Source organism: Pedosphaera parvula Ellin514, from assembly GCF_000172555.1.
GTDB lineage: Bacteria > Verrucomicrobiota > Verrucomicrobiia > Limisphaerales > Pedosphaeraceae > Pedosphaera.
Window position 1 is genome coordinate 1 of record NZ_ABOX02000020.1, and the last position, 19,759, is coordinate 19,759.

Consider the following 19,759-nt stretch of genomic DNA (forward strand, 5'->3'; position numbering starts at 1 on the left):
GATGCGATGCGAACATCTGCAAGACCCGCTTGGAATTGACGTGGTCAAGCCGCGCCTTAGCTGGGTTCTTACGTCAACAAACCGTGGCTGTCATCAAACAGCTTATCAAGTCCTGGTGGCCTCAAGTCCGGCAATTCTTGCGCAGAATCAGGGTGATATGTGGAACAGTGGCAAGGTGGTTTCAGACCAGTCAATTCTCGCTGCATACGATGGACAGCCACTGGTCTCGGGTCATCAGTATTACTGGAAGGTGCGAGTCTGGGATCAGGACGGGACCGCTTCAGCATGGAGTCCCACCGCGGCGTGGAGCATGGGGTTGCTCAGTCCTTCCGATTGGAGTGCCAACTGGATTGGGATGAACACTGACACAAACATTTTACCCGCCCCGCCAAGTCCGATGCTGCGGAAGACCTTCACCGTGAGTAAACCGGTTGCACGGGCGACTGCCTATATATGCGGCCTTGGTTACTATGAACTTCAACTGAACGGCGCAAAGGTCGGTGACCACGTTTTGGACCCGACTTGGACGCGATATGATGACCATTCCGACTATGTCACCTACGATGTGACGACGAACCTCCTTCAAGGTCAAAACGCTTTGGGGATTCAGCTTGCCAACGGTTTCTACAACCAATGGACGACGGATGCATGGAACACCTACAACGCTCCGTGGCGCGCATTGCCGCAGACGATCATGCAATTGGACGTCGAATACACCGACGGAACAAGCATGCGTGTGATCAGCGATCAAACATGGAAAGCTTCGACTGGTCCGCTGCTGCTGGATGCAACAAGATTGGGTGAAGTATACGATGCTCGACTGGAGCAACAGGGCTGGGCGGCCGCCAGTTACAACGACTCGGCCTGGGGCTCGGCTATCTTGCGAGAGGGTATCAGGGGAGATTTGATAGCCCCGAATGCCGAACCGATCCGGGTCAAAAAAACAATGTCTCCTGTTAAAATCATTCCTGTTTCAGGTCAGCCCGGAGTTTACACGTTCGATTTTGGTCAGAACCTGGTTGGATGGGGGCGCTTATCAGTCACCGGCCCTGCGGGGACGGTGGTGACGATGGTGTTTGGCGAAAAAACCAACAGCAACGGCTCGGTGGATCAAGGCAACATCAATGTCTATGTGGATTCCCAGCGGACTTATTTTCAGAAGGACATTTACACCCTCAAAGGCGGAGGCGTGGAAGTTTGGGAGCCACGCTTTACCTATCATGGTTTCCGGTACGCCCAGGTTTCAGGGCTTCCATCAGCACCGACAACCAACACACTCGTAGCCCGTGTGTTGAACACCGATTTCGAGTCGGCGGGAAGTTTTCTTTGTTCCAGCGATTTGCTCAACCGGATTGAGACGAATACATTGTGGTCGTACCTCGGTAATTTCGTCGGCATTCCGACTGACTGTCCGCACCGGGAAAAGAACGGTTGGACCGGTGACGCCCAGCTTGCCTGCGAAATCGGCCTGACGCATTTCGGCAGCGCCGCTGCTTACACGCGCTGGCTCCGGGAATTTCGCCCGGAGGAATTTGCCAGCGGAGGTTATGGCGTTCTCCCCAACGCTGTCTGGGGCGCCAGCGTGGGGCCGCCGTGGGAGTCCGCATATTTGATCATCCCGTGGTCCATTTATCAGCATTGTGGCGATGAACGCATCCTGACGAACAATTATGTCGGGATGAAGGCGTATGTGGATTACCTGACCAGTGTCGCGTCGGGAAACATCGTTTCGTTTGGCTTGGGCGACTGGTTGCCTGCGGCCACGACAACTCCCACATCTGTGACCGGCACGACTTACTATTATCAAGACGCTTTGATCGTAGCCCGCACGGCAGCGCTGATGGGAAACACGGCTGAATCGCTGCAATACAGCAATCTGGCTGCGCAGATCAAGACGTCATTCAATAGCACCTTTTACAATTCAACAACGAAACTTTATTCGGTGGGCAGCCAGACGGCGCAGTCGGCCGCGCTCTATTTCGGATTGGCGGATACGAATCAGGTTCCAGCAGTCGCCAAAACGTTGGCCGATAATGTTCGAGGGGTAGGCAACACCGTTGACACGGGAATCCTCGGTTCGAAGTATCTACTGCGTGCACTCTGTGACAACGGTCAGTCCGATACCGCGTTGGCGCTCGCGACCCAGACAACCTACCCGAGTTGGGGTTACACGGTCCTGTCCGGTGGTACTACGTTGTGGGAAACCTGGAACGGAACCGGGAGCATTGATTCCCTCAATCACGTGATGTTTGGCGATATTTCGGCGTGGTTCATTCAGTATCTCGCCGGCATCCGCCCCGGAGCGCCGGGCTACAAGACTGTGACTATCAAACCCGAGATCGTGAGTGGGCTGACCTGGGCACAGGCAACCCACGAATCGCCTTATGGAACGATTTCCAGCGCGTGGCAATTGAGCGGACAGGACGTCAACCTTAACATCACCATTCCGCCGGGAGCGGTGGCCAAGGTTTATCTACCAACGATGGGTGGTAGTGCGACAAATCTGGTCATCAAAGAAACTGGCACAACCATCTGGCAGGGTGGCGCCATCGCAGCCAGTGTTTCCAGCGTGACGTTCGATCACTTTGAAGGTGGTGGCGCGCAGACCTATTCTGTTTGGTCGGTTGCTTCGGGAAGTTACCAGTTCGCGTGGAATGTTTTGCCGGTCCCGAACGGTTTGACTGCGAAGGCCGGCAACCGTTGGGTGAGTTTAAACTGGAATGCAGTGCCGGGCGCGACCGGTTACAACGTGAAACGTTCCACGGCGTCAGGCGGGCCTTACGCGACATTGGTCAGTGGTTTGAACACCACCAATTACAATGATGCGCCGCTGAGCAATGGCGTCACCTGGTATTATGTCGTCTCTGCGGTTTACTCGAATGGCGAGAGCTTTAATTCTTCCGAGGCCAGTGCCAAACCGAGTGAGATTCTGAATGCAGGTTTTGAAATCCCACACATTGGTGGCGGCTACATGTATACCCCGCAGGGCGTTTCGTGGAATTTTACCGGAGGCACCGACAACGGCTCGGGCATCGCGGCGAACAATAGCGGCTTTACCTCTGAAAATCCGTCGGCCCCCGAGGGAACACAAGTAGGATTTGTTCAATCAAACGGGGTTATTTCACAAATCTTGTCCGGCTTCATTCCTGGAACGCACTACACCATCACTTTTGCCGCCGCGCAACGAGCGGGTGGCAACCAACATGGTGGAGAATCCTGGGACGTGAGGATTGATGGAAATGTGATCGCTAGCTTCAATCCCGGACCAACTGCCACCAGCTATGTGGACTATACTGCCAATTTCACAGCGACGGCGGCAAACCACAGCCTTGCATTTGTCGGTACAGATTTGGCCACTGGTGACAACACGGTTTTCCTGGATAGTGTGCGAGTGTCTCCTTCGCTTCAGCCTGCTCCTATAATGGTAACATTGACGAGCCCGATCAATAACACCGGATTTGCTACAGGCATGCTGGTTAATCTCGCTGCAACAGTAAACAGCAATGGAAATACCATCAACTCGGTACAGTTCTATGCCAGTACCAACACTCTGATTGGCACGGATACCAGCGCGCCGTATACGTACATTTGGACCAATCCAACTGCAGGTAACTACAAGGTGTTTGCACGGGCGATCTTCAACGGTGGCAATGTCTCTGATTCCGGTGTTGTGAACATTGTCGTTACCAATCTGCCGCCGGTGATTCAAGGCATTAACTCAATCCCTGGCGGTCAATACTTTTCCATTGGAGGCACTGGTCAAGCGGGGCAGCCTGTCGTCTTGATGACCACTGCAGGCTTGTCGGCTCCAGTGCTGTGGTCCCCGCTGGCTACCAATCAAGCCGATGCCAATGGCCATGTTGTTTTCTCAAACCTTGCGGCAACAAACCAACAACAATTTTATCGTCTCGCGGCTCCGCAGTGACTTTGATCCGTCTGAGCGTCGCAAATGCCGTACGGGGAACTAGCACGAACTCATGAACGATGAACCCGATCGGGATTTAGCAGTGTTCACGGAGGCAGTCCAGATGCCTGTCGGTGAGCGGACTGCCTATTTGGAGTTTGCATGCGCAAACGACCCCGGTCTGCGCGAGCGTGTCGATGCATTATTGCGAGCCCACGAAAAGGCAGGAGACTTTCTGGGAAAATTCCCAGTGGATGCAGCACTTGGGGGTGGACGCACACTGTCGGCGGGACCAGGACCGGGTGACAGAATTGGTCATTACAAATTGTTGCAGCAGATCGGCGAAGGCGGCTGCGGCATTGTTTTCATGGCGGAGCAGCATGAGCCGGTACGACGTTTGGTGGCTCTTAAGGTCATCAAGGCGGGCATGGACACAAAGAGTGTCATAGCCCGCTTTGAGGCTGAGCGGCAGGCGCTGGCGATGATGGATCACCCAAATATCGCCAAAGTGCTGGAGGCCGGAGCTACGGATGCTGGCAGGCCTTACTTCGTCATGGAGTTGGTTCGTGGAGTAAAGATCACGGAATACTGCGACCAGAATTCATTGACGACTTCCGCTCGCCTGCAACTTTTTATTCTGGTTTGTGAGGCGGTGCAGCATGCGCATCAGAAGGGAATCATCCATCGAGACATCAAGCCTTCAAACATCCTGGTGACAACTACCGCCGAGGGTAAAGCTCTACCGAAAGTCATTGATTTTGGAATTGCTAAAGCGACCACGAACCAACGGTTGACCGATAAGACACTCTTCACAGCGTTTGAAATGCTGATTGGAACGCCCGCATACATGAGTCCGGAGCAAGCGGCGCTGACCAGTGTGGACGTGGACACTCGAACGGATATCTACAGCTTGGGGGTTCTACTTTACGAACTGCTGACCAGCAAGACGCCATTTGATGCTCACGAGCTTCTGAAGGCAGGGCTCGATGAGATTCGACGTGTAATTCGCGAGCAGGAGCCAGTGCGGCCTTCAACGCGATTAAGCACAATGGCGGGGCAAGACTTGACTACGATAGCTCAATGTAGGCGTGCCGAGCCACCCAAGCTAGTTCGTGCCCTAACAGGTGATCTCGACTGGATCGTGATGAAGGCGCTGGAGAAAGATCGAGCGCGCCGCTACCAGACTGCCAGTGGGATGGCACAAGACATCCAGCATTACGTGGTGGGCGAGGCGGTTGCTGCCAGACCCCCCAATGCTCTCTACAAGTTTCAAAAGTTATTTCTCCGGAACAAACTATTATTCGGCGGGCTCGGCATTATCGCCGTTTTGCTGGTCGCGGGTTTAGGCATCACGACCTGGCTGTTAGCCAAGGAAAATCGGACGCGTCTGGAGGCAGATAGCGCTCGCTCGCAAGCGGAGGCGGATAAAAAGTATGCTTTAAGTGAGGCAGCCAAAAGCCGACAAGTGACCCAGTTCATGGAGGACATGCTGCAAGGAGTGGGTCCGTCAGTCGCACGTGGTCGAGACACCGCAATGTTGAAGGAGATTCTTGATAAGGCTGCTGAGCGTGTCGGCAAAGAATTGACCAACCAGCCGGCCGTCGAAGCGGAGCTGCGAAGCATGATTGGCAGCGTCTATCATGAGCTCGCGCTGTATGATAAGGCAGAAACCATGCATCGTGCGGCGCTGGCCAACTACAACCGACTTTTTGGCACCGAGAATAAGGAAGTAGCTGCATCGCTGAACAATCTAGCGCGCGTGTTGCTGGAAGAAGGCAGACGGGACGAGGCGGAAAGTGCATTTCGGGAGGCATTAGCCATCCGGCAAAGAATATTTGGCAATGAGCACCCTGACGTTGCCACCTCCCTCCAAGGTTTGTCCGAGGTGCTCCGGCGCAAAGGGAATCAGTCCGAGGCAGTAAGGCTCAATGTGGAGGCATTGGAGATGCGTCGGAAGGTGTTGGGTAACGACAATCTGGAGGTTGCTGATTCTCTGCACAAGCTGGCAGCCTTGGTGGCGGAAAGAGGTGAGTTTGCCCAAGCTGAATCCATGGAGCGCGAGGTTTTGGCAATGCAACGCAAATTCGTCGGTGATGAGCATCCAATGATTGCTACGACGCTCCTCAACTTGAACATCATGCTATGCGGCCAAGGCAAGCAAGAGGAGGCAGAAATGGGACATCGCCAGGTGCTGGCGATGCAACGCAGGCTTTACGGCGACGAACATCCGGCTGTGGCGGTTAGTCTTGAAAGCCTTGGATTGATTCTCCAGCAGCGAGGGAAGTTGGCTGAGGCTGAAATCAACCTGCGCGAAGCACTTTCAATACAAGGCAAGTTCCTGAGCGATGAAAGTCCACAACGGCTCACATTTTTCCGACATTTGGCCGAATTGCTCGAAGTCGCCGGCAAGTTGGCGGAAGCTGAAACCGTGTATAGGCAAATGCTGGATATGCGAGTCAAAAGTTTGGGCGAGGAACACCTGGATGTGGCTGAATCGCTCGATGCTTTGGCAAACGTGCTCCAAGCCCAAGGCAAGTTGACTGAGGCTGAGACAATGTATCGCCGAGCTCTCAAAATTAGACGTAAACTCTTGGGTGACGTGCATCAGCTCGTAGCTGATTCAGTCAACAAACTTCTCTCCTTACTTCTGAGCCAGAAAAAATTTGGCGAAGCTGAGCAAAGTTTAACCATGTTTCTTACCCCGGCATTAGTTGGCAATCCTCGAAGCGTCACTTTATTGAATGCGCGGGTCGAACTCTTTGCGAGGCAGGGCCGGTGGAAAGAGGCCGCTGTAGATGCAAGCATCGTCCTTGAGTATCAACCAACAAATAATCTGGCTTACCACACTTTGGCGCCGCTGCTGGTCGCTTCCAGAGACCTCGTCCTCTATCAACGGCTTTGCCAAAGAATGATGAGTCAATTTGCAGGCACAACCGATGCTTGCGCTGCTGACCGCATGGCCAAAGATTGTCTCATGCTTCCATTGTCGGAAGTGAATTTTCAGCTGGTTGGCAACCTGGCTGATACTGCCGTCACGAACGGCAGCGAACTGGTTGCGATTCCCTTTTTCCAAACTTGCAAAGCGCTGGCAGAATATCGACAAGGGCGTTTTACCGCAGCCAGAGAGTGGGCGCAAAAGGCCTTGGAAGGACGTATTGTGTTCGCTCAGGCCGAGGCTTATCCCGTTCTGGCGATGGCCCATTACCGGCTGAACCAAAAGGACAATGCCCGTGCCGTGTTAGTGATGGGCAAGGACTTTGTTAAAAACAATTTGCCCCAGGTCGATAGCGATGATTTTGGTGTCGATTGGCGTGACTGGATCATCACCCAGGCGTTGATCGACGAAGCCACTGCGCTCATCGAAGGTAAACCTGCCTCGGAAAGCAACCCATACAAAAAATAAACTCCAGGCATGAAGGAAGATCGAACGGACTTTGATCAGGATGTATCTGCCAGGAGCTGATCCGTCACGTCAGCCTCGACGCGGAATCTACGTTTGATGAATCTGAAGAAAAGAATGGCCTCTGAGAAATCTCACTGATAAATTCTGCGATGAAACGCTGTATCTCAGGAAACATGAGCGATGTCACACAACTGTTAGCTTTCATAGGAGACGATGCCAAATCCGCAGAACAGTTGCTCTCACTCGTTTACGATGAATTGCGGCGACTCGCGACCTACAGGATGTCCCGAGAAGCACCCGGCCAGACGCTCCAACCGACTGCGCTCGTACACGAAGCATGGTTGCGATTGGCTGATGGCAAAGTGCCGAGATTTGAAAATCGTGCTCACTTCTTTTCCGCTGCCGCCGAAGCGATGCGCCGCATCCTCATAGACCGTGCTCGCCGCAAACTCACCCGGCGTCACGGCAGCGGACTAGAGCGGGTGGACATCGATGGGTACGATCTGGCAGCTCCTGATGAGGACGATCAAGTACTGGCCATGCACGAGGCATTGGACAAACTTGCCAGGAGGTATCCCGTACAGGCCGAGTTGGTCAAGTTGCGCTATTTTGGCGGCCTGACAAATGAGGAAGCGGCTCAGCTTCTTGGCATTTCTGTCGCCACGGCAAAGAATTACTGGACGTTCGCGCGTGCGTGGCTTTTCCAAGAGATCAAAGGTTCCTAGTCTGTCGCCAGTCAATTCTGAATCTGAACTGCTTCACCTTTCTTCATCGTTTCCCGAAGAACTGGCCATCTCGCAGATTGGGCATGCAGAGTTCTGCCGAGCATCGCACTGACTCTTCTGCGGACTGCGAATCTTCATTTTGTGGATGAGGTGTCCTATCAGCAAGCAGCGGCGGGAGGCGAATTCCGGTAGAGCTACAGTGAGGAGGATCACTTTAGCCAGAATGACTACATGACGGTAAGTTTTTCAAATTCGGTTAGCCTTTCTTTTCCGAAATCTCGCATTACTTAATGATGATAAGAATCGAGATGAAAATCAAAACTATCCGACAACGGGAATCGACTTGATACAACTGCTGAATCCCTAAAGACAATATTCATGAAACTCGCCTCTAACATCGCTGGAATTCTGCTCGGACTAGTTTTCAATGTCGTCGCGTTCAACTACTTCTTTCACTTTTTTCCCATGCCAGCCCCGCCCGCAGATTCGCCGCCTGGGCATTTCCTGGGTGCCATGATACCAACTGGCTACTTTGCATTCGTGAAATTGCTCGAAATTGCAGGTGGGGTTCTCGTCGCAATCCCACGCACAAGAGCACTTGGCCTGCTAACGCTAGGTCCAATCGTCGTCAATATACTTTGCTTCCACATTTTCCTCGTCAAGGGCGCTGGACTGATTCCGATGCCATCACTGGTCGCGTTGCTGTCACTATTTTTGCTATGGACGAGCCGAGGGGCTTTTTCGGCAATGCTGCTGGCGCCTAGGGAATCACGGCGACTTGAAGAGAATGTTCGCAGCGCATGAGGGAGTTTCATGCTACACCAAATTCGCCTTTCGTTTATGGCTTTGTTTCCCTGCAGACGAGGAAAGAGCGTTGAGCAGAGCGCTCAACGGCTCTACAACTTTCCCGCGCTGCCAGACGACATCCAAGTTCCAGGTTGCTGTTTCGTCAGCAATCGGGATCAAGGACACACCGGGGCCGGCTCGATGGCGCACGAAACCTGGCAGGAGCAAGACCGCGTGGTCGTTAGCTACAAGCTCGAGCCCTTCGGCAAGGCTTTGAGGCTGGCCAATAAACTTTACCCTGAATTTCCCGAGTTTTCGGCAAAGCTGGGCAACCCGGCGATTATATCCGGGCATGTCGCATTCGAGCCCACTTACGAATGCCTCACCTTTCAATTCGGCCAGTCGCACTCGTTTTCGAGAAGCAAGAGAATGGTCCGCTGGCAGGAAAACAAGACTTGGAACAGTAGCCACCCGACGGGTGGAAAAATCAAGTGCGAGGAGGTCACCAGCCTGGTCCATCAGCCCCACGTCGATCTTGCCATGGCGCAAAGCAGATATTTGTTCACCGGGCGAAAGATCGTGCAACTGCAACTTCACAGCCGGATAGGCCTGGCGCAGTTCGGTAAGGGCGGGGTTGAGATAATCAAGCGCGGCAGAGCCGACGTAGCCGATACGCAGCCGCTTACTAGCGCCGCACACAATTCGACGGACCTCCAGCATGGCGGCATCGTAGCTCGCAAGACATGGCCCCATCCGCGCCGCCAGAGCGTGGCCCCCGGTGGTTGGTTGCACTCCAGTGGAACTACGCTCCAAAAGTTTTCCGCCAACTTCGTGTTCAAGAGCCTGCATTTGCCGCGAAAGTGCGGATTGCGACAGACTCAAACGCGTGGCGGCACGATGCAGACTGCCTTCCTCGATCACGCAAAGGAACGCGCGAATTTGCAAAATCATAAACGGAACAGTGATGCAAAACATGCATCACCGCAATCACCAATCAGCGTTACCCGAACAACTCTTCTCTGAATAATCTAAAAACATCATGAATACGAATATTTCGCCCAGACAACTTCTCGGACAACTTAATTGGCGCTACGCAGTGAAGCAGTTTGATTCCGCTCGCAAAATCAGCCCCGAGGTTTGGACTACGCTTGAGGACGCGCTGGTGCTTACTCCGTCAAGCGGGGGGTTGCAGCCCTGGGCGTTTATCGTGGTCGATGATCCTGCAATCAGGGAAAAGCTTGTATCCGCCTCTTATGGTCAAACCAAGGTTAAGGAAGCATCTCACCTCGTGGTTTTTGCCGCCAAGCAGAACTTCAGCGCAGCGGATGTCGATGCGCATATCAAGCGGACTGCTGAAGTCCAAGGCCAAACCGTTGAAGCGCTGGCCCCGTTTCGCGACATGCTCGTTGGTGGAATTGTGAACGCGATGGATCGGCCTGCGCTCAAGGCATGGGCTGGACGACAAGTTGCCATCGCACTAGGCAACCTCCTCACCAGTGCCGCACTGCTGGGAATTGACGCCTGTCCCATGGAGGGTTTTGTGCCCGCTCAGTACGACTCAATCCTTGGTCTTGAAAGTAAAGGACTAAGTGCTGTGGCAATTTGCACACTCGGCTTCCGCTCTGAAAAGGACACGTTCGCTGCCCTCCCAAAAGTTCGCTTCCGCAAAGAACAGGTAATCTTTCACATCTGAAACTCGTACCAGACAGCAACCAATAGAAAAGACAAATAATGAACACCAACATTAACCGAACAGCTGACGCAACATTGAATCACTCACGTGCTGCAAAAGTCGGCCTCGAAGCACTGCTCACGCCGGGCAACTGCGCTTTAATACTCATCGACCACCAGCCATTCCAGGTTGCTGGCCTCCGCAGCCACGATACTCAGACGATGATCAACAATGTCGTAGGGCTCGCCAAATCCGCGAAGGTCTTCGGTGTGCCAACGCTCTTTACGACAGTCCTCGAACGGCAGGGTGGCTACCTGCTAAAACCCCTTCAGGATGTATTTCCTGACCAAAAGCCGATCGACCGTACGTTCATCAATACCTGGGAAGACCCGCGCATCGTGGATTGGGTCAGGAAGACCGGCCGCAAGAAAATCGTCATGGCGGCGCTCTGGACCGAAATATGCCTCGCGATGCCAGCCATTCAGGCTCTCGGTGAAGGCTATGAGGTTTATATCGTCACCGATGCTTCCGGCGGTGTGAGCGTAGAGGCGCACGAGATGGCAATTCAGCGGATGGTTCAAGCTGGCGCCGTTCCGATCACCTGGATGGTCTTCGGGTCAGAACTCCAGCGCGACTGGGCTCGTACCGACACCGCGCCCGCCTTGGCTCAAATGCTCGTGGAACATGCAGGCGTCGTCGGCACCACTTTTGTGTGGGAGCAGCAGCTGCTCAATTCGCGGTGAACATAAAGGTGTTCTGAGGCGAACGGTGTTTCCAAGGCGAATGCGCGCTCGCTCTGACCGAAATGATCGAGCGGAGTAATCGCACATGAAACACTTTCTGCCGCTTCTACTGGCTTTAATGTTCTGTTCGCCCATCCATGCCGAGAAAATGAAAACTTACAAAAAAGACGTCACCATTTGGTATGAGGCGTTCAACAAAAACGACTCGACCCTCCTTGACAAGATCCTCAGCGAGAACTGGGTTGATATTCCACCCGCGCCCGGTCAGCCCTCCGGGCCAGCAGGTGCAAAACAAATTTTAGTCGAGCTCACAAAGACTTTTCCTGACCTGAAGGTTACGATTCAGGATGTTCTCCAGGAAGGAAACAAGGTTGTCGTTCGTTCCGAAATTTCGGGGACACAGAAAGCGTCATTTATGGGCTTTCCTTCCAAAAGTCGGAAACTGGTCATCCAGGCCATTGACATCCATGAATTCAAGGACGGAAAGATTATCCGAACCTGGCACACTGAGGATTGGATGACTGGTTTCCATCAATTGGATGTTTTCGCAAAGTAACATACAGAGTAAGTACCCAATATGAGTAGCACATCCACCGTACCCAATGATTTCCGCGATAAAGTTGTCTTAGTTACCGGGGCCGGCTCCGGCATAGGTCGGGAGGCGGCAAGGTCATTTGCCGCCCGGGGCGCTCTGGTATACTGCGCTGACATTAACGATCGGGGCCTTGCCGAAACTCAAAGTCTGATAACCAAAGCCTCAGGCAAAGTCCAAATCGCACACACTGACGTTTCAGTCGAAGAAGAAGTCTCATCCCTCCTTTCACGAATCGACAAAGAAGCTGGACGACTGGACGTCGCGTTTAATAACGCCGGCATCACTGGCGGAGCCCACCGAATTGAGGAGTATCCGATGGACGACTTCGACAAGGTTCTTCGGGTCAATTTGAAGAGTGTGTTTCTATGTATGAAGTATGAGTTGCCGCTCTTGAAACGTGGCGGCGGTGGCGCCATTTGCAACACCGCTTCTGTTGCCGCCATAACTGGACCAGGTGGCATGTGTGCTTACGCCGCCTCCAAGCATGCTGTTCTTGGCCTCACTCGTGTTGCTGCAATGGAAAACGCCGCTCACAAAGTTCGCGTCAATGCGCTTGTTCCCGGGTGGACCGATACACCAATGGTACGCGCAGAAAGTGCCCAGAATCCTGCATTTGCCAAGCATGGGCTTTCGGCTATTCCCGCCAAGCGAGGGGGCCAGCCCAGTGAAGTTGCTGCTGCGGCTGTTTGGTTGTGCTCGAGCGAAGCGAGTTACGTTATGGGGCAAATGATCGTCGTCGACGGCGGCATGACGATTGGTGGCTTTGAATTTGAGTGATGGGCAAACCTCCAGGAAAGAGGACATAATATGAGTGAACTTCTAAAAGGTAAGGTGATGATTGTCACCGGCGCATCGAGCGGCATTGGCCGGGCCATCGCAATTGCGGCGGCACGGCATGGAGCGAAAGCGGTGATTGTTTCCGACATCGCCGAGGCGCCGCGAGAAGGCGGTGAACCAACGACCCGTGAGATCCAATCGCTTGGTGTCCCCACACGATTTTTCCGCACTAACGTGAGTCAACGCTCTGAAGTGGATGCGCTAGTCGAATCGGCCGCCGAATTTGGCGGCGTGGACGTGATGGTATGCAATGCCGGCATCACATTACGATCCGATGGTGCCGACGTGGCCGAAGAAGATTACCGCCGCCTTATGGCAGTCAATCTTGATGGCGTGCTATTTGGTGCACAAGCAGCTGCGCGTCAGATGAAGGCGCGGGCAAAATCCGGCAGTATCGTGCTGATGGGAAGCATGGGCGGGATATCGGGCGCGGGCATGACTGTCGCTTATTCGACCAGCAAAGGCGGTGTTGTGCTCATGGCCAAGGCCCTCGCCGATGCACTTGGTCCGGATGGCATTCGGGTCAACTCGGTTTGCCCAGGCACGATTGACACCCATTTGCTGCGCACAACGCCGGGAATTGCAGAGGCGGCTGAAGAATTTAGGAAGCGCACTCCGTTGCGCAGACTCGGTAAACCTTCTGAAATTGGTGATGCCGTTGTTTGGCTTGGGTCTGACCTATCGAGCTATGTTACCGGCATTGCGCTTTTCGTCGATGGCGGACTGCTCTCGGTGATCTGATCCATGCGCCACACGATGCCAGACTAACACGACCACTACCCCGCCAATATTCGGAAATAATTATGTCCATCGTCGTCCGCTTTTATCAGTATGGCCCACCTTCAGTCCTTAAGGTCGAGGACGAGGTTCATGAAGATATTGCCGTATTGCCGCACGTCGTCGCTCAAGCTCACCAGTAATCCTCCCATGATTCGTAGTGACCAGTTACGCAAGGCTTCGTGCCAATGGAACAGCTAAGATATGACAACCAACCAATTTTGACGGAATGTGAACAATGAGTAAGCAAGATAATTCAACAGCCGAAAATAGTAGTGTTTCCAGCGATGCTGTAAAAGCCGTCGTCCGCAGGAACACGGAAGAGGTTCAGGGCAGGGGAAACTTTGACGTCTTCGAGCAACTCTTCGCTGATGATTTCCTGGATCATACGCCCCAACCCAATTCCGGCACCGACAAAGATAGCGTCCGTACTCTGTACCGCAGGCTTCGCGCTGCATTTCCCGATTTCCATGCAGACATTCATTGGCAAGCCAGCGACGGGGAGTTGGTGACGACTTACAAGACGTATCATGGAACGCACGAGGGACCATTCCTGGGCGTGGCGCCGACCGGTCGAAAAATCCACTTTGAAACCGTGGATGTCATGCGGGTGCATAACGGCAAAATCACGGAACACTGGGGTGTGGCAAATCTTTTCTCCCTTATGCAACAGCTCGGCGCTTTACCCACGGCGACACAAGCGGGGAACGCTCAGCGCACTTCGAGTGATGCATCCACGCGAAAGTAGCCGGGCGGCTACGGGTTCCTGTTCATTGGGAAAAAGATGTTTGGTTCAACGGTCTCAAAATTCTATTCACTGGAAGCCGTAAGCATACTTCGTATTTGCCCCAACAATCCACCAATCAGACCGCCTCATCAGACCTTCTCCATCGTGCCGGGCGGCAGGTGGAATGACAAATCACCCTCAACCTGACCAAAGCCATCACTCCAAACCCATGGAACCAGCACATTACAAATCGCACAGGAGACTCCGAACCAGACTGCCGTGGATTACCGCTGTGGGCTGCCTGATGATTGAAATCGCACTGGGGCAGCCGATCGCGCCGCCAACAACCAACGCGCTGCCACAAACGGTTCCACCCAGCCTTGCCGGAGATTCCATCGTCCTTCCTTCCGGGTTCAACGATCCCATCGAGCCTTTTAATCGCGCCATTTGGGGGTTCAACACGGGTTTTATGACGTCGTTGGTGAGGCCGACCTCCAAGGTGTATCGGCGCGTGGTGGCCAAGCCCGTGCGCACGGGGATTGGGAATATGGGCAAAAACCTGACCTATCCGGGACGACTCGCGAATAACATGTTGCAAGGAAACTGGGCGGGGATGGGTCAGGAAACGGAACGCTGTTTGTGTAACACAGTGTTGGGCCTGGGCGGGTTCTTCGATGTGGCCACGCACTGGGGCGTGCCCAAAAACGACGCGGATTTTGGCCAGACCTTCAGGAAATGGGGCTGGCAGCCGGGGTGTTATCTGATGCTGCCGGTTTTCGGACCGAGCGACGGGCGGGACGCCACCGGCCTGGTCGGGGACATGGCCGCCAACCCGCTGACCTACTTTGCCCCCTATAGCTACATCGGTTCCGGGGTCGCGGCCAATAACTTCGGTGACACCGTGGAGGGGGCCGTGCGCTTCAGCCAGGCCGAGGCGGATTCATATTCGATCCTGCAATACGCCTGGAGCTTTGGGCACGAAAACCGGCGGGTTGACTGGCGTGTGGATGGAAGCAAAGACGAAGCGGCGCTGGAAACACTGCAATCCATCTTTTTCACTTATACAAACGCCGAATTTCCAGCCCTGGGCAAAACACGATCGGTATTAATCCCCGCCACCGGGAAGAAATTGGACTTCACCTTCTGGCTGCAACCAGGCCATGCGCCGGTCGTGTATCTGGTGCCTGGTTTTGGCGCCCATCGCCTGGCCGGGAATGAGCTGGCGCTGGCCGAACTTCTCTACCAGAACGGTTTCTCCCCCGTCTGCATCAGCAGCACGTTCCATCCCGAATTCATGGAGCACGCCTCGAGCACCGACCTTCCATCCTATCCACCCGTCGGCGTGCGCGACGTGCACGTCGCACTGACTCAGATCGACCGCCGTTTGGAGGAATTGTATCCGCATCGCCTGGGCGCAAGGGCTCTGATGGGTTACTCCATGGGAGCATTCCAGACGTTGTTCCTGGCGGCGACAGCAGCCACCAATGACACTCCATTGCTCAAATTTGACCGTTACGTCGCCATCGATGCCCCGGTTCGTTTGCAGTACTGTGTCACCAATGTGGACCAATTTTACCAGGCGCCATTGGCCTGGCCCGCCGGAGAGCGAACCTCCAACATTGAAAACACGCTGCTCAAGGTGGCGGCCTTGGGCGCACGCCCCCCGGCGCCAGGGTCCGTCCTGCCATTCAATGACATCGAAAGCAGGTTCCTGATCGGCCTGGGTTTCCGTTTGACGCTGCGGGACATGATTTTCAGCAGCCAATTGCGCCACAATCAAGGCGTGTTGAAACATCCGCTCAAAAAATCAAGGCGGCGCGCTGCTTACGAGGAAATCATGCAGTACTCCTTGTGGGATTATATCGATAAGTTTGCGAGCCCTTATGACCAGGCCAGAGGCATCGATATCGCGAATCCCGAGACAATGGACAAGGGCACGGATCTGCGCACCTATTCCGCCGAACTACAGGACAACCATAATATCCAGGTCATCGCAAACCGGAACGATTTTATCCTGGCGGCTGAGGATCTTAATTGGATCGAGGCCACATTCGGACCAGCACGCGCGACACTCTTTGAGCGGGGCGGCCATATGGGCAACCTTTCACAGCCAGTGGTGCAACGGGCCATTTTGGAGGCTCTTGATGGCCTGGCAGAAATCCAAACGGCGTCAAAAACGCGTCATGGGCTTGATTCCAAGTCGACGCATGCCACTAGTGCAGAGAACAATAAATAGCGCAAACTGCCTTGCGGGATGGTAAATACGGCAGCATGGAATTGTTAATTTCAACGACACGGCCACGGCGGGAGGGAGCTGGGAATGAATGAGATCACACGGTTTCTTCTGAGCCACGGCGGGAGTGTTTTATTTCTGGTCGTTTTTGTGGAGCAGGCCGGCCTTCCGTTGCCCGCCGCACCGTGGCTGTTGACGGCGGGCGCTCTGATCGCAGGTGGAAGGTTGAATGCATGGCTGGCGGTCAGCGTGACCTTCATGGCCTGTATGATTGCGGACTCGATCTGGTTTTATCTGGGGCGTCGTCGCGGTCACCGCGTATTAGGGCTCTTGTGCCGCATCTCGCTGGAGCCGGACTCGTGCGTTCGCCGGACGCAGGATGTGTTCGCACGCTACGGGATGCGAGGCTTGGTTGCCGCAAAATTCATTCCGGGCTTAAGCACTTTGGCGCCCCCGCTCGCGGGCAGTTCTGGCGTCAGCATCCCACGATTTCTTCTCTTCGATGGAGTGGGTTCCCTTCTTTACGTCGGAAGCTTCACGATTGTGGGAGCCTTGTTCGGCCGTCAGTTGGAACAGGTCATGGCGGCAATCGGCAGCCTCGGAAGCGGTGCGTTGGGTTTGATCGTTGGATTGGGCACTCTTTACATCGGTTACAAGTATTTCCAGAGGTATCGCGTGTTGCGTGAATTGCGGATGGCGCGAGTTACCGTAGATGAACTGTATCAAAAATTGGAAGCGGGCGAGAACCTCATGATCCTGGATTTGCGGTCTCATGCGGCACTGGCAGAGGATCCATCGTTAATTCGAGGCGCCCTCCACATGACGATGGAGGAGGTGGAACGTCGTCAGCAGGAGATCCCCCGCGACCGTGACGTCATTCTGTATTGCTCCTGTCCCAACGAGGTAAGCAGCGCGCGAGTCGCGCTGCGGCTGCATCGCAAAGGCGTTTTGCGCGTCCGTCCCTTGTTGGGAGGAATCGATGCCTGGCGAGAGCGCAATTACCCGACAGAATTGCGTGTTGTAGGAGCAACACTTGTCTAACCTCAGACCGGCGCCGTAGCGGCGTGACATTCGCAGGTTCCAAAATCTGAATCTAAGTCTTCTCGAATTGGACGGCATGGTGGCAGACCGTTGCGTGCTTTTTGGAACCCATTCTCCTGAAGGCTTCTGACAATTCATCCCAAATGCCTGAATTTCTCCATCAAAGAGAGCGTTGGCTCTTTAATCTTTATTCCGGCAAATGGTCTTGGCCTGTTCCGTAACAAAGCAATCCTCTGAATCAAAAAAGTGTCTTGCGCAGAAAAATTAGCATTCCAGCTTGTCTTCTTTCTCCATTCGACAAAATCAGTAATCAAGGAAATGGTATGGGCTTGAATTCAGTTTGGCTATATATCCATTATCATCCATTCAATGAAAACACGCGAGAAGCCGGAGGGATTTGTGGGGCAGCGCCTGGTGGTGGTCCCGCGCCCCATCCTGGCCGCCTCCATAAAGAACCCGCTCCTTCAGCATTTGCTGCCGACGGACGCGGGCTATTATCCCACGGCCAAAGGCCATGTCTGCGTACGGCGGAAGGGTTGTCCCGAGGTCATCTTCATCTACTGCGCCAAAGGAAACGGTTGGTGCGAAATCGCCGGACGAAAGCACCAGATCTCCAAAAATCAATTGCTGGTCATCAACGCTTTTACGCCGCACGTCTATGGCGCTGATAAAAACTCCCCTTGGACCATCCATTGGTTCCATGCGGTCGGCTCCAATGTGTCGGTCTATTTGGACAAGCTCGGCGTGACCGAGGAAAAACCCGTCGTGCCACTCGGCGGGGATGTTCAGTTGTTCTCTTTGTTTGAGGAGGTCCTGGAGTCCCTGGAACACGGCTTTACCCCTACACACCTGATCTATGCCGCGCACTCATTGACGCATCTGATGGGCTTGATTCTCCGCCACAAGGACGAATTCGGATACGGCGAAACCAGCGTGCGCGAACGCATGGCCAACAGCATTGAGTTCATGAAAGGCCATCTTCGAGAGCCTCTCAACATCGTCACGCTCGCCGCGCTTGTAAACCTGTCGCGGTCCCATTACAGCACCTCATTCCGGCGCGTGACGGGTTATGCCCCGCTCAGTTACCTGAATCACTTGCGCATGCAGCGGGCGGTTCAATTGCTCAACGCTACTGAACTGTCCATCAAGGAGATAGGTGACCAGCTTGGCTTCTCAGATCAATTTTATTTCTCCCGTGCTTTTCGCAAGGTTCACAATCATTCTCCCTCCGAGCACCGTCGCCGCTACGCCAGCTGAAGCCTTCCAGCCTTGACCGCGCGGACTCCATTTTTCAAGTCGCGCCCTCCCGCCTGAGGTTCAGGCTAATTGTCCATATCGTCCGCTTAAACGTCCATTCCATTCCCAACGGCTGTGTGGGACACTCAAAACAAGTCCACACATCTAGAGCACGTTATGAAACGGCAAATTCACGCATTAACCCTGCATGAACCGAACAAACGGTTTGCGGTGGAAGGCGCGCTCGAAATAGAATCGACGATATTTATGAAAGTGCAAAACTGCATGGCCAGGGAGGCGAAATCTTCCAGACCCCCGGACAAAGCCTTCACACTGATCGAATTGCTGGTGGTGATCGCCATCATCGCCATATTGGCCGGTCTCCTCCTGCCCGCCTTGGCCAGGGCAAAAAAAAACGCCCAACGCACCTCTTGCTTCAACAATGTGCGCCAACAGGGCATCGCCCTGTTCATATATGCTGATGAAAATGCTGATTTTTACCCTGTCTGGCCCACCTGGGTCGCCTACGGTGGACAGACTTCCACCTTGCAGCCCACCGATCCGGGCTACATAGCGGTGATACCGAACGGTGGCAATGTTGATCAAACCAACCGGCCTCTGAATAAATACGTCGCCAATGGCATCAACATTTTTCGCTGCCCGGCCGACAAAGGAGACGCCGACTACCCGACCGTCAAATCCTGCTGGGACGCCTATGGCATCAGTTATTACATGGCCTTCTGGTTCGACGACACTAACGTCGGGGTTCGTCACGTCGGTGGTGCCTCCAACTGGCCCTGGCCTCAAACGGGAAATGAGGGTCCAATTAAATCCTCAGAAATCGCCATTGCTCCAACAACGAAACTCATCCTCGGTGACTTCCCCTGGTATGCGCGCAACATCAACAATGCATCCAGCGCCTGGCATAATGACCAGGGCCGTTCCATTTTCCCCACATTGTTCGGTGACGGACATGCCTCCAATTTTCTCTTTCCGACAAATCATCCGACCATCCCCAGCCCCACCAATGCTTACTGGTGACAAGTTCTCCTGAAGCTTCTCATTTGAATTGTGCTTCGC

The 19,759-nt window shown here is 54.1% G+C and carries 15 protein-coding genes; 14 read left to right on the forward strand and 1 reads right to left on the reverse strand.

Annotated features, from left to right (window positions below; all coding sequences use genetic code 11):
* From CFLAV_RS32460 to CFLAV_RS16050, 4 genes are all read left to right on the forward strand, one after another.
* A partial coding sequence (locus CFLAV_RS32460; protein ID WP_007415820.1) for a family 78 glycoside hydrolase catalytic domain occupies positions 1-3,925 on the forward strand: 3,925 nt, incomplete at its 5' end.
* A gap of 52 nt (positions 3,926-3,977) precedes the next feature.
* On the forward strand, positions 3,978-7,307 hold the full coding sequence (locus CFLAV_RS32465; RefSeq protein ID WP_007415821.1) for a serine/threonine-protein kinase: 3,330 nt from the start codon (positions 3,978-3,980) through the stop codon (positions 7,305-7,307).
* A 173-nt stretch (positions 7,308-7,480) separates the two neighbouring features.
* Positions 7,481-8,032: a sigma-70 family RNA polymerase sigma factor gene (locus CFLAV_RS16045; protein WP_007415822.1), complete on the forward strand. Its 552-nt coding sequence runs from the start codon at positions 7,481-7,483 to the stop codon at positions 8,030-8,032.
* A gap of 378 nt (positions 8,033-8,410) precedes the next feature.
* The gene (locus CFLAV_RS16050; protein ID WP_007415823.1) at positions 8,411-8,836 is read left to right on the forward strand and encodes a hypothetical protein; all 426 of its coding nucleotides are present in this window, start codon (positions 8,411-8,413) and stop codon (positions 8,834-8,836) included.
* Positions 8,837-8,848: 12 nt separating this feature from the next.
* Here CFLAV_RS16050 and CFLAV_RS16055 read toward each other — a convergent pair whose 3' ends face one another.
* Positions 8,849-9,769, reverse strand: coding sequence for a LysR family transcriptional regulator (locus tag CFLAV_RS16055; protein ID WP_040549086.1), 921 nt, complete (start codon positions 9,767-9,769; stop codon positions 8,849-8,851).
* Between the two features lie 88 nt (positions 9,770-9,857).
* On the opposite strand from CFLAV_RS16055, the gene CFLAV_RS16060 reads away from it, so the two are divergent.
* The 10 genes from CFLAV_RS16060 to CFLAV_RS32475 all read left to right on the forward strand — a co-directional run bounded on the left by CFLAV_RS16060 (position 9,858) and on the right by CFLAV_RS32475 (position 19,720).
* Complete coding sequence (locus CFLAV_RS16060; RefSeq protein ID WP_007415825.1) at positions 9,858-10,511, forward strand: NAD(P)H-dependent oxidoreductase; 654 nt, start codon at positions 9,858-9,860, stop codon at positions 10,509-10,511.
* 38 nt (positions 10,512-10,549) lie between these two features.
* Positions 10,550-11,233 carry a hydrolase gene (locus CFLAV_RS16065; RefSeq protein WP_007415826.1) on the forward strand — a complete coding sequence of 228 codons (684 nt, stop codon included), beginning with the start codon at positions 10,550-10,552 and terminating at the stop codon, positions 11,231-11,233.
* An 85-nt stretch (positions 11,234-11,318) separates the two neighbouring features.
* The gene (locus CFLAV_RS16070) at positions 11,319-11,789 is read left to right on the forward strand and encodes an ester cyclase (RefSeq protein WP_007415827.1); all 471 of its coding nucleotides are present in this window, start codon (positions 11,319-11,321) and stop codon (positions 11,787-11,789) included.
* Between the two features lie 21 nt (positions 11,790-11,810).
* Positions 11,811-12,605 carry an SDR family NAD(P)-dependent oxidoreductase gene (locus CFLAV_RS16075; RefSeq protein ID WP_007415828.1) on the forward strand — a complete coding sequence of 265 codons (795 nt, stop codon included), beginning with the start codon at positions 11,811-11,813 and terminating at the stop codon, positions 12,603-12,605.
* A 30-nt stretch (positions 12,606-12,635) separates the two neighbouring features.
* The gene (locus tag CFLAV_RS16080; RefSeq protein WP_007415829.1) at positions 12,636-13,406 is read left to right on the forward strand and encodes an SDR family oxidoreductase; all 771 of its coding nucleotides are present in this window, start codon (positions 12,636-12,638) and stop codon (positions 13,404-13,406) included.
* 274 nt (positions 13,407-13,680) lie between these two features.
* On the forward strand, positions 13,681-14,190 hold the full coding sequence (locus CFLAV_RS16085) for an ester cyclase (protein WP_007415831.1): 510 nt from the start codon (positions 13,681-13,683) through the stop codon (positions 14,188-14,190).
* A gap of 283 nt (positions 14,191-14,473) precedes the next feature.
* On the forward strand, positions 14,474-16,405 hold the full coding sequence (locus CFLAV_RS32470) for an MlaA family lipoprotein (protein ID WP_007415832.1): 1,932 nt from the start codon (positions 14,474-14,476) through the stop codon (positions 16,403-16,405).
* Between the two features lie 84 nt (positions 16,406-16,489).
* Complete coding sequence (locus tag CFLAV_RS16095) at positions 16,490-17,443, forward strand: DedA family protein/thiosulfate sulfurtransferase GlpE (RefSeq protein WP_007415833.1); 954 nt, start codon at positions 16,490-16,492, stop codon at positions 17,441-17,443.
* A 369-nt stretch (positions 17,444-17,812) separates the two neighbouring features.
* Complete coding sequence (locus CFLAV_RS16100) at positions 17,813-18,700, forward strand: AraC family transcriptional regulator (RefSeq protein WP_007415834.1); 888 nt, start codon at positions 17,813-17,815, stop codon at positions 18,698-18,700.
* Between the two features lie 156 nt (positions 18,701-18,856).
* On the forward strand, positions 18,857-19,720 hold the full coding sequence (locus tag CFLAV_RS32475; RefSeq protein ID WP_007415835.1) for a type II secretion system protein: 864 nt from the start codon (positions 18,857-18,859) through the stop codon (positions 19,718-19,720).
* Positions 19,721-19,759 lie beyond the last annotated feature (39 nt).

What these genes read in the sequence shown, in the direction of transcription:
- CFLAV_RS16070 (WP_007415827.1), top strand. Translation starts at nt 11,319, where the DNA reads ATGAAACACTTTCTGCCGCTTCTACTGGCTTTAATGTTCTGTTCGCCC.
- CFLAV_RS16060 (WP_007415825.1), top strand. Translation starts at nt 9,858, where the DNA reads ATGAATACGAATATTTCGCCCAGACAACTTCTCGGACAACTTAATTGG.
- CFLAV_RS16085 (WP_007415831.1), top strand. Translation starts at nt 13,681, where the DNA reads ATGAGTAAGCAAGATAATTCAACAGCCGAAAATAGTAGTGTTTCCAGC.
- CFLAV_RS16100 (WP_007415834.1), top strand. Translation starts at nt 17,813, where the DNA reads ATGAAAACACGCGAGAAGCCGGAGGGATTTGTGGGGCAGCGCCTGGTG.
- CFLAV_RS16055 (WP_040549086.1), bottom strand. Translation starts at nt 9,769, where the DNA reads ATGATTTTGCAAATTCGCGCGTTCCTTTGCGTGATCGAGGAAGGCAGT.
- CFLAV_RS16065 (WP_007415826.1), top strand. Translation starts at nt 10,550, where the DNA reads ATGAACACCAACATTAACCGAACAGCTGACGCAACATTGAATCACTCA.
- CFLAV_RS16080 (WP_007415829.1), top strand. Translation starts at nt 12,636, where the DNA reads ATGAGTGAACTTCTAAAAGGTAAGGTGATGATTGTCACCGGCGCATCG.
- CFLAV_RS32470 (WP_007415832.1), top strand. Translation starts at nt 14,474, where the DNA reads ATGATTGAAATCGCACTGGGGCAGCCGATCGCGCCGCCAACAACCAAC.
- CFLAV_RS16050 (WP_007415823.1), top strand. Translation starts at nt 8,411, where the DNA reads ATGAAACTCGCCTCTAACATCGCTGGAATTCTGCTCGGACTAGTTTTC.
- CFLAV_RS16045 (WP_007415822.1), top strand. Translation starts at nt 7,481, where the DNA reads ATGAGCGATGTCACACAACTGTTAGCTTTCATAGGAGACGATGCCAAA.
- CFLAV_RS32465 (WP_007415821.1), top strand. Translation starts at nt 3,978, where the DNA reads ATGAACGATGAACCCGATCGGGATTTAGCAGTGTTCACGGAGGCAGTC.
- CFLAV_RS16095 (WP_007415833.1), top strand. Translation starts at nt 16,490, where the DNA reads ATGAATGAGATCACACGGTTTCTTCTGAGCCACGGCGGGAGTGTTTTA.
- CFLAV_RS16075 (WP_007415828.1), top strand. Translation starts at nt 11,811, where the DNA reads ATGAGTAGCACATCCACCGTACCCAATGATTTCCGCGATAAAGTTGTC.
- CFLAV_RS32475 (WP_007415835.1), top strand. Translation starts at nt 18,857, where the DNA reads ATGAAACGGCAAATTCACGCATTAACCCTGCATGAACCGAACAAACGG.